The organism is Mesorhizobium carmichaelinearum (assembly GCF_900199455.1).
Taxonomy (GTDB): domain Bacteria; phylum Pseudomonadota; class Alphaproteobacteria; order Rhizobiales; family Rhizobiaceae; genus Mesorhizobium; species Mesorhizobium carmichaelinearum.
Genome location: NZ_FZQR01000025.1, coordinates 57590 through 72940, shown reverse-complemented (window position 1 = coordinate 72940; position 15351 = coordinate 57590). Strand labels below are relative to the sequence as shown.

Below are 15351 nucleotides of genomic sequence, written 5' to 3'. Positions count from 1 at the left end.
CCCACCCCCGGCCTGCGGCCGGACCCTCCCCTCGAGGGGGAGGGGAACGACGCCGCGTGTGGGCTCGTAGTAGCCAGCTTTTGGCACTGCGACCGGCTCAACAATTTCCGCCTGCGACCCCGCCAACCTTCCCAGCCGCTGCACCAGCGCGCTCATATTGGCCGGGCCGCCCTCACGGAAATAGCCGAGCAGCGCGTCCAATTCCTGGCGCGGCAGGGTCGAGGCTTCGATCAGCCGGAGATCCTCGTCATGGCTTTCGCCGGGAAGCAGCGCCAGTTTGATGCCGCGCTCGCGGGCGGTCGCGGCAAGCTGATCGCAGCCGTAGCGCCACCAGTCGTAGCCGCCGAGGATGCGCACCAGGATGATCTTGGCGTGGCGGGCGACGCTGTCGATCCAGAGGTCGACGGACATGGGGTGGCGCAGGTCGCGCAGTGCTGCCAGCCGCATCGAGGGCAGGCGGCCGGCATCGGCCTTCCATGCGGCCGCCAGTCCGGCAAGGTCGCTGTCGGTGAAGGACAGGGCCACGATATCCGCCGGCGTCTGCCGCAGATCGACCGGCTCGGCGAGATCGTCGAGCGAGGCGGAGGTCGTGGTGAGGATATGCATCGCGGCCCGTGTCTGAAATCAGCCGGCGAGTATACGCTCGATCGCCGGGCGGTTCAGCCCCTTCAGGCCGATGACGACCAGGCGCGAGCGGCGGTCGTCCTCGGCGGTCCAGGCGCGGTCATAGTAATGATTGACGCGTGGGCCGACAGCCTGCAGCAGGAGCCGCATCGGCTTGCCGCCGACCTCGACGAAGCCTTTCACGCGCAGCACGTTTTCCTGTTCGGCGGCGGTGGCGACACGCTTTGCCAGTTCGTCCGGATTGGCGACCGAGGCAATGTCGACGATGAAGGTGTCGAAATCGTCATGCTCGTGGTCGAAGGCGCCGTCATGGTGGGACTTGCGGTTCTCGATATCGTCCTCGACGGCGAGACCGAGCCCGAGCAGTACGGAGGGATCGACCTTGCCATGAGACGTCGGCACGATTTTTACCGCGCGGGCGGAATGTTCATTGATGATGGCGTTGGCGCGGGCCGAACCGGCGGCGTCCATCAGGTCGCTTTTCGACAGGATGATCAAATCGGCGCAGGCGATCTGGTCCTCGAATACTTCTTCGACCGGGTCGTCATGGTCGAGGCTGTCGTCAGCAGTCCTCTGCGCCTGCAGGGCGTCCATGTCGTTGGCGACGCGGCCTTCGGCCAGTGCGGGGCCGTCGACCACGGCGATTACGCCATCGACGGTGACGCGGCTCTTTACCGTCGGCCACTGGAACGCCTGGACCAACGGCTTAGGCAGAGCGAGGCCCGAGGTTTCGATCAGGATGTGGTCGACCTTCGGCGTCAGCGACAGGATCTGGTCGAGCGCCGGCACGAAATCATCGGCGACAGTGCAGCAGATGCAGCCATTGGCGAGTTCGACGATGTTTTCCTCGGGGCAGGTGTCGATGCCGCAACCCTTCAAAATCTCGCCGTCGATGCCGATGTCGCCGAACTCGTTGACGATGATGGCAATGCGCTTGCCGCCAGCGTTTTCCAGGAGATGGCGGACCAGCGTCGTCTTGCCGGCGCCGAGGAAGCCGGTGACGACGGTGCAGGGGACGCGGGTGACGGAAGCGCTCATGATCAGTCCTTCAACAGGTCGAGGGGAGGAATGCGGGCCACGAGGCCGCGCTTGAGGGAATCGGGCCGGCCGCGCCATGGAATGAGGCCGTCCGTCGATGTGGCGAAGAGCTTTGCGCCGGTGACGAGGTCGGCGCCGCTGGCCGCGGTCAGGTCGCCGAACACATAGCTCCAGCAGCCGTCGCGCAGGATCGCGGCGCTGAGGCGGCGCTTGCAATTGCCGAGGCATTCGACCGTGCGGACGCGGATAGTGTCGTCCGCTGCGGCTTGGCGCGTATCTTCGGCCAAAAGTTCGCCGGCGCGGGGATGGGCGTCGAAGCCGGTCTCGTCGCGGCAGGAGGCGCAGACAATGACGGTGACGCCGGCCAAGGCTTGGCCGTCGGCGGACGAATTGTCCGCTGTGCCAGCCGAAAAACTGCTGTTGTGGTCCAAAAAGCCGGGCTCCTTGCCCGGAAACCCGCCGGGCGATCGGATTCTTTTGTCGCAGACGGCAGGTCTCCTGGCTCGCGAGTCATCGCCTTGGGTGCCGCCTTCCCGGGAACATCCCAGTGGCTTTCGGCCTTGGCTCTTCGCTTACAGTTGCGGGGACAGCCGCGGATTTGAGATTTTTCACCTCGCACCGCATTCCCTCTTAGCCCCTGCCGTTGCGGGCAAGGGACCGTCTGGACCGGATTTAGGCTTTTGCAGGCAGCGGTGTCAACGCGGGGTTACGACACGGCGATGTCGGCCAACGCCGGGCCTAGATCGCCGGCCGGCGTCACTTCCATGCGTTCAAGGCCGAGCCAGCCCTGCATCTGCTTCAGTTCCTCAAAGAGCTGCGCAGCGGTTTCAGGCGGTGCGTTGGGCTCAGGGTAGGCGGCATGGACGCGCAGGACGCTGGCTGGCCGGTCTGCCTTGAGGTCGACGCGCGCCACGATCCGGTCGCCGAGCAGGAACGGCAGGACGTAATAGCCGTATTGGCGCTTCTCAGCTGGCGTGTAGATCTCGATGCGGTAGTGAAAATCGAACAGCCGCTCCGAGCGGGAGCGTTCGAAGACGACCGGATCGAACGGCGCCAGCAAGGCGCGGGCCTCGATTTTTCGGGGCAAACGGGCGTCCTTGTGGAGGTAAGCCGGCTTGTCCCAGCCTTCGACCCGCACCGGCACCAGCTCGCCAGTCTCGACCAACTCCTCCAACCGCCCCTTCATGTCGGCCGGTGACAGGCGGAAATAGTCGCGCAAATCGCCTGATGTCGCGATGCCGTGGGCGCGGGCGGAAATGCGCAGCAATTCGCGGTGCGCGTCCTCTGCCGCCGGCACCGGCAGGTCGAGGATCGCCTGCGGCAGCACGCGCTCGGGCAGGTCATAGAAGCGCTCGAAGCCGCGGCGGTGCGCCGTCGTGATGCGCCCGGCCCAGAACAGCCATTCGAAGGCATGTTTGGCATGGCTCCAGCCCCACCAGCCGCCCGAACCTTTCTGGCCTTCCAGCGCCGAGGCGGCGATCGGGCCGCGGTCGGCGACCGCGCGGTAGATCTCTTCTATGTAGGCGGCGTGCTCGCGGCCCCATTTGGCCAGCCCCAGATACATCTCGTCGCCTTGCTCGGCGCGCTGCATGCGCCAGCGCATCAGCGGGTAGGTCTCGACCGGCAGGAAGGAAGCTTCGTGCGCCCAGTATTCGAACACAGTGCGCTTGCGCGTCACGGCGGCATTGTCGAGCAGAGCGAGCGGGTAGGGGCCGAGCCGCGAATAGAGCGGCATATAATGCGCGCGCACCACCGCGCTGACGGAATCGATCTGCAGCAGGCCGGTGCGCGAGAGCACGCGGGCGAAGTGGCGGCGGTCGGGCGTACCGCCAGGGCGAGGGTCGAGAAATCCTTGAGCGGCGAGCGCGATGCGCCGGGCGGTGGCAAGCGAGATCTTTTCCTTCATTCGGCTGTCACTCTAAGGGCGTCCAGGTCGAGGGTCCGATGGGTGATTCCGGCCCATGCTAGCAGGGTTTTGGCGGCAACCCTGTCAGGAGAGAAAAGTGGAGTGAAAAGCGAAGGAAATCAAACAGGAGCGGATCGGACCAGTTTCTCCGGATATGGCGTCCAGGTCCGCGTTTTGAACAAGGTTTGGCTTGCTTCGCTGGAAGTGCTGCGCTAACCCTCGCCGCGTTGCAGCATAGGCCCCTTAAAACGGTTCAGCGGTTAATCTGTCACGCTTCCGCATTAAGGTCCGGTGCTGTAATCAAAGTGGATTGGCGCCAACGGAAAGCCGCTGCATGAACGCACTCCTCAGTTCGTACCTGCCCATCGTCCTGTTCATCGGCGTGGCGCTGGTCGTCGGCCTGGCGCTGCTGGCCGCACCGTTCCTGGTGGCCTACCGCAATCCCGATCCCGAAAAGCTTTCCGCCTACGAGTGCGGTTTCAATTCGTTCGACGATGCCCGCATGAAATTCGACATCCGCTTCTACCTGGTGTCGATCCTGTTCATCATCTTCGACCTCGAAGTGGCCTTCCTGTTTCCCTGGGCAGTGTCCTTCACGAAGATCGGCATGCTGGGTTTCTGGTCGATGATGGTGTTTTTGGCAGTGCTGACCATCGGCTTTGCCTATGAATGGAAAAAAGGAGCGCTGGAATGGGATTGAACGACAGTTCAGGCACCCTCGTCGCGCCGAAGCCCAAGGGCATTATCGATCCCAACACCGGCAGGCCGGTGGGGGAGGACGATCCCTTCTTCCTCGAAATCAACAATGAGCTTGCCGACAAGGGTTTTCTGGTCACCTCGACTGAGGCGCTGATCACCTGGGCGCGCTCTGGCTCGCTGATGTTCATGACCTTCGGTCTGGCGTGCTGCGCGGTGGAGATGATCCACACCTCGATGCCGCGCTACGACTCGGAGCGCTTCGGCGTCGCGCCGCGCGCCTCGCCGCGCCAGTCCGACATCATGATCGTCGCCGGCACGCTGACCAACAAGATGGCGCCGGCGCTGCGCAAGGTCTACGACCAGATGCCGGAGCCGCGCTACGTCATCTCGATGGGCTCCTGCGCCAATGGCGGCGGCTACTACCACTATTCCTATTCGGTGGTGCGCGGCTGCGACCGCGTCGTGCCGGTCGACATCTATGTGCCCGGCTGCCCGCCGAGCGCCGAAGCTTTGCTCTACGGCATTCTTCTCCTGCAGAAGAAGATTCGCCGCACCGGCACGATCGAACGGTAAATCCATGGCCGCATCCCTTAGCGAACTGTCGACCTATCTCGGCGAGAAGCTGATCGGCCGCGTCACTGACGCGGCGATCGCCTATGGCGAGCTGACCATTCATGTCGAGACGCGCGATCTGGTCGAGGTGATGACCTTCCTGCGCGACGATGCGCGCTGCCAGTTCATCTCGATCATCGATGTCTGCGGCGCCGATTATCCGTCGCGCGCCAAGCGCTTCGACGTCGTCTATCACCTGTTGTCGCCGAAACAGAATGTGCGCATCCGCGTCAAGGTGCAGGCCGACGAGGAGACGATGGTGCCGTCGATCACCGGCGTCTATCCCGGTGCCGACTGGTTCGAGCGCGAGACCTACGATCTCTATGGCGTGCTGTTCTCCGGCCATCCCGACCTGCGCCGCCTGCTGACCGATTACGGCTTCGAAGGCCATCCGCTGCGCAAGGATTTCCCGCTCACCGGCTTCGTCGAAGTGCGTTACGACGACGAAGCCAAGCGCGTCATCTACGAGCCGGTGGAACTCAAGCAGGAATTCCGCAATTTCGATTTTCTTTCCCCTTGGGAGGGCACCGATTACGTGCTGCCTGGGGACGAAAAAGCGAAACAGTGAGTAGGGAAGTAGTGAGTAGTCAGTAGGGAAAGAATTGGAGCAACGGATCGAATCTTATCGCGACTTGAAGGTGTGGCAATCGGCGATGACGCTCGCCGAAGATTGTTACCGGTTCACCAAAGAGTTTCCGAGGGATGAGTTTTACGGCATGACCTCTCAGATGCGCCGATCAGCGGTTTCGATCGCGGCGAACATCGCAGAGGGATACGGTCGGGAAAACAGAGGGTCGTTCATTCAATTTTTGCGCATGGCGCAAGGTTCGTTGAAGGAACTGGAAACGCACATACTGTTGGCATGCCGGGTTGGCTTGCTGCGAAAAGACAATGAGACTGAGCTACTGCTGCGATGCGAAGAGATTGGAAAAATGATGAGATCTCTTATCCGAACGGTGCAGGCCAAGCAGGCGGAATGAAGCAGGCATTGAGATTGATGGTCACTACTCACTACTCACTACCGACTCTTCGCCAGAGGCGCCAGAATGGCTGAAACCTCCGTCCGCAATTTCAACATCAATTTCGGGCCGCAACACCCTGCGGCGCACGGCGTTTTGCGCCTCGTGCTGGAGCTCGACGGCGAAGTCGTCGATCGCGTCGATCCGCATATCGGCCTGCTGCATCGCGGCACCGAAAAGCTGATCGAGGCAAAAACCTATCTGCAGGCGGTGCCTTATCTCGACCGGCTCGACTATTGCGCGCCGATGAACCAGGAGCACGCCTTCGCGCTTGCCGCCGAGCGCCTGCTCGGCATCGAGGTGCCGAGGCGCGGCCAGCTGATCCGCGTGCTTTATTGCGAAATCGGCCGCATCATGTCGCACATCCTCAATGTGACGACGCAGGCCATGGACGTCGGTGCGCTGACGCCGCCGCTGTGGGGCTTCGTCGAACGCGAAAAGCTGATGGTGTTCTATGAGCGGGCTTCCGGTTCGCGCATGCATGCTGCCTATTTCCGTCCCGGCGGCGTCCACCAGGACCTGCCGCGCCAGCTGGTCGAGGACATCGGCAAGTGGATCGACCCGTTCCTGAAGTCGATCGACGACCTCGATCGTCTGCTGACCGGCAACCGCATCTTCAAGCAGCGCAATGTCGATATCGGCATTGTTTCGCTGGCCGATGCCTGGGCCTGGGGTTTTTCCGGCGTCATGGTGCGCGGCTCGGGCGCGCCCTGGGACCTGCGCAAGTCGCAGCCCTATGAATGCTATTCGGAAATGGATTTCGACATTCCGATCGGCAAGAACGGCGACTGTTACGACCGTTATCTCGTGCGCATGGAAGAAATGCGCCAGTCGGCGCGGATCATGCGCCAGTGCGTCGATCTCTTGCTCGGCAAGGAAAGCACCGGCCCGGTGTCGAACCTCGACGGTAAGGTCGTGCCGCCCAAGCGCCAGGCGATGAAGCGCTCGATGGAAGCGCTCATCCATCACTTCAAGCTCTACACCGAGGGCTATCGCGTGCCGGCCGGCGAGGTCTATGCCGCCGTCGAGGCGCCGAAGGGCGAATTCGGCGTCTATCTCGTCTCCGACGGCTCCAACAAGCCCTACCGCTGCAAGCTGCGCGCGCCCGGTTTCGCGCATCTGCAAGCCATGGATTTCCTCTGCCGCGGCCACATGCTGGCCGACGTCACCGCCGTCCTCGGCTCCCTCGACATCGTGTTTGGTGAGGTCGATCGCTAAATGTCAGTCCGCCGTCTCGCAGAAGCCAGCGTCCAGCCAGCCTCCTTCGCCTTCAACCGGGCGAACGCGGCAGCGGCGAAGCAATGGATCAAGAAATATCCCAAGGGCCGCGAGCAGTCGGCGATCATTCCCTTGCTGATGATCGCGCAGGAGCAGGAGGGCTGGGTCACCAAGGCGGCGATCGAGACGATTTCCGACATGCTCGGCATGCCGCGTATCCGTGGGCTAGAGGTCGCGACCTTCTACACGCAATACCAGCTCAATCCGGTCGGCACTCGCGCCCACATCCAGGTCTGCGGCACCACGCCCTGCATGCTGCGCGGCTCGGAAGCGCTGATGGATGTCTGCCGCTCGAAAATCCATCACGACCAGTTCCACACCAACGACAAGGGCACCTTGTCGTGGGAAGAGGTCGAGTGCCTCGGCGCCTGCGTCAACGCGCCGATGGTGATGATCTTCAAGGACACGTTCGAGGACCTGACGCCGGAACGGCTGGCTGAAATCATCGATCTCTATGAGGCGGGCAAGGGCGCTTCGGTGGCGCCCGGACCGCAGAACGGCCGCACCGGCTCGGAGCCGGCCTCCGGCCTTACGACGCTGAAGAGCGAAAAGGCGATCCTGAAGTCGACGCGCGACAAGGAAGCCAAGGCGGCGACCAAGGCGGCCAAGGATGCGGCCGCTACTGCTCCGGCCGCGGCCGCCCCGGCTGCTCCTGCAGCGCAAGCACCTGCTGCTGCCGCTCCTGTCGCGCCGTCCAATGCCAGCAAGCCGAAGACCGATGCGCCTGAAACCAGCCCGGCCCTGAAGACGCCCTCGGCCACCAAGGTGGCGCCGGCGGTGGAGACGGCGGCGAGCGTTTCGGCACCGCCGCATTCGGCCGCCAACGCCAATACGGCGGCGCCGGAAGTCGAGCAGGTCTCCAAGCAGCGCAACGGGCCGACGGCAAAGGCCGAACCGGTCACTGCCTTCAAGGCGCCGGAAGCAAAGACGCCGGCGGCAAAGCCGGCGAAACCGTCGCTGGAGGACAAGAACCGCCCGGCCGGTATCGACAGGCCGGCCGCGGTCGACGATCTCAAGCTGATCTCCGGCGTCGGCCCGAAGATCGAGGGCGTCCTGCATACGCTGGGCATCTTCACTTTCGCGCAGGTCGCGTCGTGGAAGAAGGCCGAGCGCGATTGGGTGGACGGCTATCTCAGCTTCCACGGCCGCATCGAGCGCGACGACTGGGTCAAGCAGGCCAAGGCGCTGGCCAAGGGCGGCGTCGCCGAATACATCCGCGTTTTCGGCAAGAAGCCGGTCTGAGAGACGAAAAATGCTTCAGGACAAAGACCGCATCTTCACCAACATCTACGGCCTGTTCGACAAGTCGCTGGCCGGCGCCATGGCACGCGGCGCCTGGGACAACACGCCCGGCATCGTTGCCAAGGGGCGCGAATGGATCGTCAACGAGATGAAGGCGTCTGGCCTGCGCGGCCGTGGCGGCGCCGGCTTCCCGACCGGCCTCAAATGGTCGTTCATGCCCAAGCAGAGCGACGGCCGGCCGAGCTACCTCGTCATCAATGCTGACGAGTCCGAGCCCGGCACCTGCAAGGACCGCGACATCCTGCGCAACGATCCGCACACGCTGGTCGAGGGCGCGCTGCTCGCCGGCTTCGCCATGGGCGCGGTTGCTGCCTACATCTATGTGCGCGGCGAGTTCATCAGGGAGCGCGAGGCGCTGCAGCGCGCCATCGAGGAGGCCTATGAGGCCAAGCTGATCGGCAAGGGCAACACGTCGGGTTACGATTTCGACGTCTACATGCATCACGGCGCCGGCGCCTATATCTGCGGCGAGGAGACGGCGCTGCTGGAAAGCCTCGAAGGCAAGAAGGGTCAGCCCAGGCTGAAGCCGCCATTCCCGGCCAATGTCGGCTTGTACGGTTGTCCGACAACGGTCAACAATGTTGAATCGATCGCGGTGGCGCCGACCATCCTGCGCCGGGGTGCGGCCTGGTTCTCGTCCTTCGGCCGGCCCAACAATGTCGGCACCAAGCTGTTCTGCGTCTCCGGCCACGTCAACAATCCGTGCACCGTCGAAGAGGCGATGTCGATCCCGTTCCGCGAGTTGATCGAAACGCATTGCGGCGGCATTCGCGGCGGCTGGGACAATTTGCTGGCGGTCATTCCGGGCGGCGCCTCGGTGCCGCTGGTGCCGGCCGAGCAGATCATCGACACGCCGATGGATTTCGACGCGCTGCGCGACCTGAAATCCGGCCTCGGCACGGCGGCCGTCATCGTCATGGACAAGTCGACCGACGTCGTGAAGGCGATTGCCCGGTTGTCCTACTTCTACAAGCATGAGAGCTGCGGCCAGTGCACGCCGTGCCGCGAAGGCACCGGCTGGATGTGGCGGGTGATGGAGCGGCTGGTGCGTGGCGAGGCGCAGAAGCGCGAGATCGACATGCTGCTCGACGTCACCAAGCAGGTCGAGGGCCACACGATCTGCGCGCTGGGCGACGCCGCGGCATGGCCGATCCAGGGCCTGATGCGGCATTTCCGCGGCGAGGTGGAGCGCCGCATCGACGAGTTTTCGCGCAACGCGCACCGCGCCGAACCGGTGATGGTGGCGGCGGAATAGACGAATTTGTGAGTTTGGGAATAACGGGGCGGGGCGAGCGAAGAAACGACGAGGAGAACTCTATGGCGGCGTATTCGACACCCTACCCAATGATGCTCAATTTGGACCAGATCGAGAAGATGAACCAGGACCTGACCAGGATGATGCCGAGGGAGATGGCCAGCGCCGTCAACCTTTTCGTGCACCCTGTCGCGGGTGCGGCGGCGATGTCGGCGCTCGGTATCGGGCTTGCCAACCACGCCTTCGGCGTCTGGCTGGGCGCGCTCACAGGAGCCGCCGAGGCATCACAGCGCCTGATGCAGCCGCTGATCGAGGATTTCGAGGCGCGCGTCGGGAGTTTCGACGACACAAGCGTCCCCGCCACCAAAGCGCGAGCGACAACGAAAACCCTGATCGCCGAGGCGCAGTCCTTTGCGCAGGAAGTCACCGACATCGCCGCCAAGGAGGCCGCCACCGCGGCGCCTGTGGCGAATGCCGCTCCGGCAACGGCCGAGGCCGCCGATGTGCTGCTGCCCGAGGATTTCCGCCAGCCCAAGGCTATCGACAAGCCGGCCAAGCCTTCCGACCTGAAGGCGATATCGGGCATCGGTCCGAAGCTGGAGAAGGTGTTGAACGGGCTCGGTATCTGGACATATGCCCAGATCGCCGCCTGGTCGACGCAGGAGATCGCCTGGGTCGACGATTATCTGTCGTTCAACGGCCGCATCGGCCGCGACGACTGGACTGCTCAGGCCGCAGTGCTGGCCGCGAAGAAGTGAATGAAATGCCGGGCGCTGCGTCTGCCGCGTCCGGGAAATGAGATTGCGGGAAATCCGCAGGGGTTTGAAGCGAATGGCAAAGCTCAAGGTCGACGGGAAAGAGATCACTGTACCCGACCACTACACGCTGCTGCAGGCGGCGGAAGACGCGGGCGCGGAAGTGCCGCGCTTCTGCTTCCATGAGCGGCTGTCGATCGCCGGCAATTGCCGCATGTGCCTGATCGAGGTGAAGGGTGGGCCGCCCAAGCCGCAGGCTTCCTGCGCCATGGGCGTGCGCGATTTGCGCCCCGGCCCGAACGGCGAGCCGCCAGAAATCTTCACCAACACGCCGATGGTCAAGAAGGCCCGGGAAGGCGTGATGGAGTTCCTGCTGATCAACCATCCGCTCGACTGCCCGATCTGCGACCAGGGCGGCGAATGCGACCTGCAGGACCAGGCGATGGCCTTCGGCGTCGATTCCTCGCGCTATCACGAGAACAAGCGCGCCGTCGAAGACAAATATATCGGCCCGCTGGTCAAGACGGTGATGAACCGCTGCATCCATTGCACGCGCTGCGTCCGCTTCACCACGGAAGTCGCCGGCATTTCGGAGCTTGGCCTGATCGGCCGTGGCGAGGATGCCGAGATCACCACCTATCTCGAAAGCGCGATGACTTCGGAATTGCAGGGCAATGTCATCGATCTCTGCCCCGTCGGTGCGCTGACCTCCAAGCCCTTCGCCTTCCAGGCGCGGCCGTGGGAGCTGACCAAGACCGAATCCATCGATGTGATGGATGCTGTCGGCTCGGCGATCCGCGTCGATAGCCGTGGACGCGAAGTGATGCGCATTCTGCCGCGCGTCAACGAGCAGGTGAACGAGGAGTGGATTTCCGACAAGACCCGCTTCATCTGGGACGGGCTGCGCACGCAGCGCCTCGACCGGCCCTATGTGCGCAAGGACGGCAAGCTGGTTCCGGCGAGCTGGGCTGAAGCCTTCGGTGCAATCAAGGACGCGGTGTCGAAGACGACGCCTGAGAAGATCGGCGCCATTGCTGGCGATCTCGCGGCGGTGGAAGAAATCTACGCGCTGAAGCTTTTGATGGCTTCGCTCGGTTCGAAGAACACCGACTGTCGCCAGGATGGCGCCGCACTCGATCCGGCGCTCGGCCGCGCCAGCTACATCTTCAATTCGACCATCGAAGGCATCGAGCAGGCCGACGCGGTGCTGATCATCGGCGCCAACCCGCGTTTCGAAGCCTCGGTGCTCAACGCCCGGATCCGCAAGCGCTGGCGGGTCGGCAATTTGCCGGTCGGAGTCATCGGCGATATCGGCGACACGCGCTATGAGTATGAACTGCTCGGCGCCGGACCGGATTCGCTGAAGGATCTGGCCGACGGCAATGGCAAGTTCTTCCAGACGCTGAAGAAGGCAACGCATCCGCTGATCATCATCGGCCAGGGTGCCCTGGCGCGCGCCGATGGTGCTGCCGTGCTCGGCCAGGCGGCCAAGCTCGCTGCGGCTGTCAACGCGGCGCGGGCGGACTGGAACGGCTTTGCCGTGCTGCACAATGCCGCGGCGCGCGTCGGCGGCCTCGATCTCGGCTTCGTGCCGGGCGAGGGCGGCAAGGATGTTGCCGGCATGCTGGGCGAAACGGATGTGCTGTTCCTGCTCGGCGCCGACGAGATCGACATGGGCAAGACCGGCGGCGCCTTTGTCGTCTATATCGGCACCCATGGCGACCAGGGCGCGCACCGTGCCAATGTCATCCTGCCGGCGGCCGCCTACACCGAAAAGTCGGCCACCTACGTCAACACCGAAGGGCGCGTGCAGCAGACCAACCGCGCCGGCTTCGCCCCCGGCGATGCGCGCGAGGACTGGGCGATTCTCAGGGCCCTGTCCGATGTGCTGGGCAAGAAACTGCCGTTTGATTCGCTGCCGCAGTTGCGCGCAAAGCTCTATGGTGAATACCCGCATCTGGCCCGCATCGATCAGGTCGCGGCCGGCAATGCCGAGGATATCGCCAATGTGGCGAAGCTCGGCGGGCGGCTGAACAAGGGCACCTTCAATTCACCGGTCAAGGATTTCTACCTGACCAACCCGATCGCGCGGGCGTCCGCCGTGATGGCGGAATGCTCGGCACTGGCCAAGAGCGGCTTCAAGCAGGCGGCGGAATAAGCATGGACACCTTCTTCTCCTTCTACGTGCTGCCGGCGCTGCTGATCCTGTTGAAGTCAGTCGTGCTGATCGTGGTGCTGCTGGTCTTCGTCGCTTACATCCTCTACGCCGACCGCAAGATCTGGGCGGCGGTGCAGTTGCGCCGCGGCCCGAATGTCGTCGGCCCCTGGGGCACGCTGCAGGCCTTCGCCGACCTGTTGAAATTCGTCTTCAAGGAACCGGTCATCCCGTCCGGCGCCAACAAGGGTGTCTTCCTTTTGGCGCCATTGGTGTCGGCGGTGCTGGCGATCTCGGCCTGGGCCGTCATTCCGGTCAACCAGGGGTGGGCGATCGCCAACGTCAATGTCGGTATCCTCTATGTCTTCGCCATTTCCTCGCTCGAGGTCTATGGCGTGATCATGGGCGGCTGGGCCTCCAACTCGAAATACCCGTTCCTCGGCGCGCTGCGTTCGGCGGCGCAGATGGTGTCATACGAAGTCTCGATCGGTTTCGTCATCGTCACCGTGCTGCTGACCGCCGGCTCGCTCAACCTGACTGATATCGTGCTGTCGCAGCAGGGTGGGCTTGGTACGCGGCTCGGCCTGCCCAACACCTTCCTCGACTGGAACTGGCTGGCGCTGTTCCCGATGTTCATCATCTTCTTCATCTCGGCGCTGGCCGAGACGAACCGGCCGCCTTTCGATCTGGTCGAAGCCGAATCGGAACTGGTCGCCGGCCACATGGTCGAATATTCGTCGACGCCGTTCCTGCTGTTCTTCCTCGGCGAATATGTCGCCATCGTCTTGATGTGCGCGCTGGCCACCATCCTGTTCCTCGGCGGCTGGCTGCCGCCCTTCGACTTCGCGCCCTTCACCTGGGTGCCGGGCGTCATCTGGTTCGTGCTGAAGGTCTGCTTCGTGTTCTTCGGCATCTCCATGGTGAAGGCCTTCGTGCCGCGCTACCGCTACGACCAGCTGATGCGGCTTGGCTGGAAAGTGTTCCTGCCGATCTCGCTGTTCATGGTGGTCGCCACCGCAGCCTTCCTCAAAATCACGGGGTTTGCGTGATGTCCGCTCTCGGCCAAGCCGCCAAATCGCTGCTGCTGCAGGATTTCGTCAGCGCCTTCTTCCTGTCGATGCGCCAGTTCTTCGCGCCGAAGGAGACGATCAACTATCCGCACGAGAAGGGGCCAACCAGCCCGCGCTTCCGTGGCGAGCATGCACTGCGCCGCTATCCCAATGGCGAGGAACGCTGCATCGCCTGCAAGCTCTGCGAAGCAATCTGCCCGGCGCAGGCCATCACCATCGAGGCTGGCCCGCGCCGCAATGACGGCACTCGCCGCACGGTGCGTTATGACATCGACATGGTGAAGTGCATCTATTGCGGCTTCTGCCAGGAAGCCTGCCCGGTCGACGCTATTGTCGAGGGGCCGAATTTCGAGTTCGCGACGGAGACGCGCGAGGAGCTCTACTACGACAAGGACAAGCTGCTGGCTAATGGCGACCGGTGGGAGCGCGAGCTGGCGCGCAACATCTCGCTGGACTCGCCCTACCGTTGATATTTGACGCATGGACGGGGCGAGGGGCCTCGTCCAGAGGATGATCCCGAAAAGTTGCAGACTTTTCGGACCAGATCATCCTCCGGATGAAAAGAGTGTCGCATGTTTCTTTCGATCGGGTCTTTCAACCCGATCGGAACATGCGATAGGAACACGCAACTTGACGACCGGAGGCGGTCGCAGAAATCAAACAGGACGAACGTCCTGTTTGGACAGGAACCCGGGGGAACCCCAATGCTGAGTGGACTAGAGGCGGCCTTTTTCTACCTCTTCGCCTTTGTCGCCGTGGCGTCGGCGTTCATGGTCATTTCGTCGCGCAACCCCGTGCATTCGGTGCTGTTCCTGATCCTGACCTTCTTCAACGCCGCCGGCCTGTTCATGCTGACCGGCGCCGAGTTCCTGGCGATGATCCTGCTCGTCGTCTATGTCGGCGCGGTCATGGTGCTGTTCCTGTTCGTCGTCATGATGCTCGACGTCGATTTCGCCGAGATGAAGGAAGGCGCGCTGCAATACGCGCCGATCGGCGCGCTGGTCGGGCTGATCCTGGCGGCGGAGCTGATCGTGGTGCTGGGCGGCTACACCTTCGCACCCAAGCTGGCCGCGACGGTTTCGAAGCCTATTCCCGATCTCGCCGCGCGCTCGAACACGGCCGCACTCGGCGACATCCTCTATACCGACTACCTCTACTACTTCCAGATTTCGGGCCTCATCCTGCTGGTTGCCATGATCGGCGCCATCGTGCTGACGCTGCGCCATAAGGAAGGGGTCAAGCGGCAGTCGATCGCAGCCCAGGTCGGCCGCACGCCGGCGACAGGCATGGAAATCCGCAAGGTCAAGTCGGGCGAAGGAGTCTGAGATGGTCGTCGGCATCGCGCATTATCTGACCGTATCGGCGATCCTGTTCACGCTCGGCGTGTTCGGTATCTTCCTGAACCGCAGGAACATCATCGTCATCCTGATGTCGATCGAGCTGATCCTGCTTGCGGTCAACATCAATTTCGTCGCCTTTTCGGCGGCGCTCGGCGATCTGGTCGGCCAGGTGTTCGCACTGTTCGTGCTGACGGTCGCGGCGGCCGAGGCCGCCATCGGACTTGCCATTCTCGTCGTCTTCTTCCGCAACCGCGGCTCGATCGCGGTCGAAGACGTGAACATGATGAAGGGTTGACGG

At 63.3% G+C, this 15351-nt stretch carries 16 protein-coding genes, 1 pseudogene and 1 riboswitch; of the genes and pseudogenes, 13 read left to right on the top strand and 4 right to left on the bottom strand.

All coding sequences use genetic code 11. The features are described from left to right. From CKW40_RS34005 to CKW40_RS33990, 4 genes and pseudogenes are all read right to left on the bottom strand, one after another. Positions 1-606, bottom strand: a pseudogene (locus tag CKW40_RS34005) (cobaltochelatase subunit CobN); the annotation flags it as partial. 18 nt (positions 607-624) lie between these two features. Further along, positions 625-1662: a cobalamin biosynthesis protein CobW gene (gene cobW, locus CKW40_RS34000; protein ID WP_095204100.1), complete on the bottom strand. Its 1038-nt coding sequence runs from the start codon at positions 1660-1662 to the stop codon at positions 625-627. Positions 1663-1664: 2 nt separating this feature from the next. Beyond that, positions 1665-2093, bottom strand: coding sequence for a DUF1636 family protein (locus CKW40_RS33995; RefSeq protein ID WP_095204107.1), 429 nt, complete (start codon positions 2091-2093; stop codon positions 1665-1667). A 40-nt stretch (positions 2094-2133) separates the two neighbouring features. Beyond that, positions 2134-2339, bottom strand: a riboswitch (cobalamin riboswitch). 29 nt (positions 2340-2368) lie between these two features. Next, positions 2369-3568: a winged helix-turn-helix domain-containing protein gene (locus CKW40_RS33990; protein WP_095204099.1), complete on the bottom strand. Its 1200-nt coding sequence runs from the start codon at positions 3566-3568 to the stop codon at positions 2369-2371. Positions 3569-3902: 334 nt separating this feature from the next. Here CKW40_RS33990 and CKW40_RS33985 point away from each other — a divergent pair, with 334 nt between their 5' ends. The 13 genes from CKW40_RS33985 to nuoK all read left to right on the top strand — a co-directional run bounded on the left by CKW40_RS33985 (position 3903) and on the right by nuoK (position 15348). Further along, on the top strand, positions 3903-4268 hold the full coding sequence (locus CKW40_RS33985) for an NADH-quinone oxidoreductase subunit A (protein ID WP_095204098.1): 366 nt from the start codon (positions 3903-3905) through the stop codon (positions 4266-4268). Continuing rightward, on the top strand, positions 4259-4840 hold the full coding sequence (locus tag CKW40_RS33980) for a NuoB/complex I 20 kDa subunit family protein (protein WP_015317338.1): 582 nt from the start codon (positions 4259-4261) through the stop codon (positions 4838-4840). Before CKW40_RS33985 ends, CKW40_RS33980 begins: the two co-directional genes overlap by 10 nt. A 4-nt stretch (positions 4841-4844) precedes the next feature. Then, positions 4845-5447 carry an NADH-quinone oxidoreductase subunit C gene (locus CKW40_RS33975; RefSeq protein WP_095204097.1) on the top strand — a complete coding sequence of 201 codons (603 nt, stop codon included), beginning with the start codon at positions 4845-4847 and terminating at the stop codon, positions 5445-5447. Positions 5448-5481: 34 nt separating this feature from the next. Further along, complete coding sequence (locus CKW40_RS33970) at positions 5482-5859, top strand: four helix bundle protein (RefSeq protein WP_095204096.1); 378 nt, start codon at positions 5482-5484, stop codon at positions 5857-5859. 66 nt (positions 5860-5925) lie between these two features. Beyond that, the gene (locus CKW40_RS33965) at positions 5926-7116 is read left to right on the top strand and encodes an NADH-quinone oxidoreductase subunit D (protein WP_095204095.1); all 1191 of its coding nucleotides are present in this window, start codon (positions 5926-5928) and stop codon (positions 7114-7116) included. Next, positions 7117-8418 carry an NADH-quinone oxidoreductase subunit E gene (locus CKW40_RS33960; protein WP_095204094.1) on the top strand — a complete coding sequence of 434 codons (1302 nt, stop codon included), beginning with the start codon at positions 7117-7119 and terminating at the stop codon, positions 8416-8418. Between the two features lie 10 nt (positions 8419-8428). After that, on the top strand, positions 8429-9733 hold the full coding sequence (nuoF, locus tag CKW40_RS33955; RefSeq protein WP_095204093.1) for an NADH-quinone oxidoreductase subunit NuoF: 1305 nt from the start codon (positions 8429-8431) through the stop codon (positions 9731-9733). Positions 9734-9795: 62 nt separating this feature from the next. Beyond that, a complete protein-coding gene (locus CKW40_RS33950; protein WP_095204092.1) occupies positions 9796-10491 on the top strand; it encodes a helix-hairpin-helix domain-containing protein in 696 nt (231 codons plus the stop codon). 73 nt (positions 10492-10564) lie between these two features. After that, entirely contained in the window at positions 10565-12646 is a 2082-nt protein-coding gene (gene nuoG, locus CKW40_RS33945; protein WP_095204091.1) for an NADH-quinone oxidoreductase subunit NuoG, read from the top strand. A gap of 2 nt (positions 12647-12648) precedes the next feature. Beyond that, complete coding sequence (nuoH, locus tag CKW40_RS33940) at positions 12649-13692, top strand: NADH-quinone oxidoreductase subunit NuoH (protein WP_095204090.1); 1044 nt, start codon at positions 12649-12651, stop codon at positions 13690-13692. Next, positions 13692-14183: an NADH-quinone oxidoreductase subunit NuoI gene (gene nuoI, locus CKW40_RS33935; protein ID WP_095204089.1), complete on the top strand. Its 492-nt coding sequence runs from the start codon at positions 13692-13694 to the stop codon at positions 14181-14183. Before nuoH ends, nuoI begins: the two co-directional genes overlap by 1 nt. Before the next feature lie 234 nt (positions 14184-14417). After that, complete coding sequence (locus tag CKW40_RS33930; protein WP_095204088.1) at positions 14418-15038, top strand: NADH-quinone oxidoreductase subunit J; 621 nt, start codon at positions 14418-14420, stop codon at positions 15036-15038. Position 15039: 1 nt separating this feature from the next. Further along, positions 15040-15348, top strand: a complete 309-nt coding sequence (nuoK, locus tag CKW40_RS33925) for an NADH-quinone oxidoreductase subunit NuoK (RefSeq protein ID WP_023798863.1) — start codon at positions 15040-15042, stop codon at positions 15346-15348. Positions 15349-15351 lie beyond the last annotated feature (3 nt).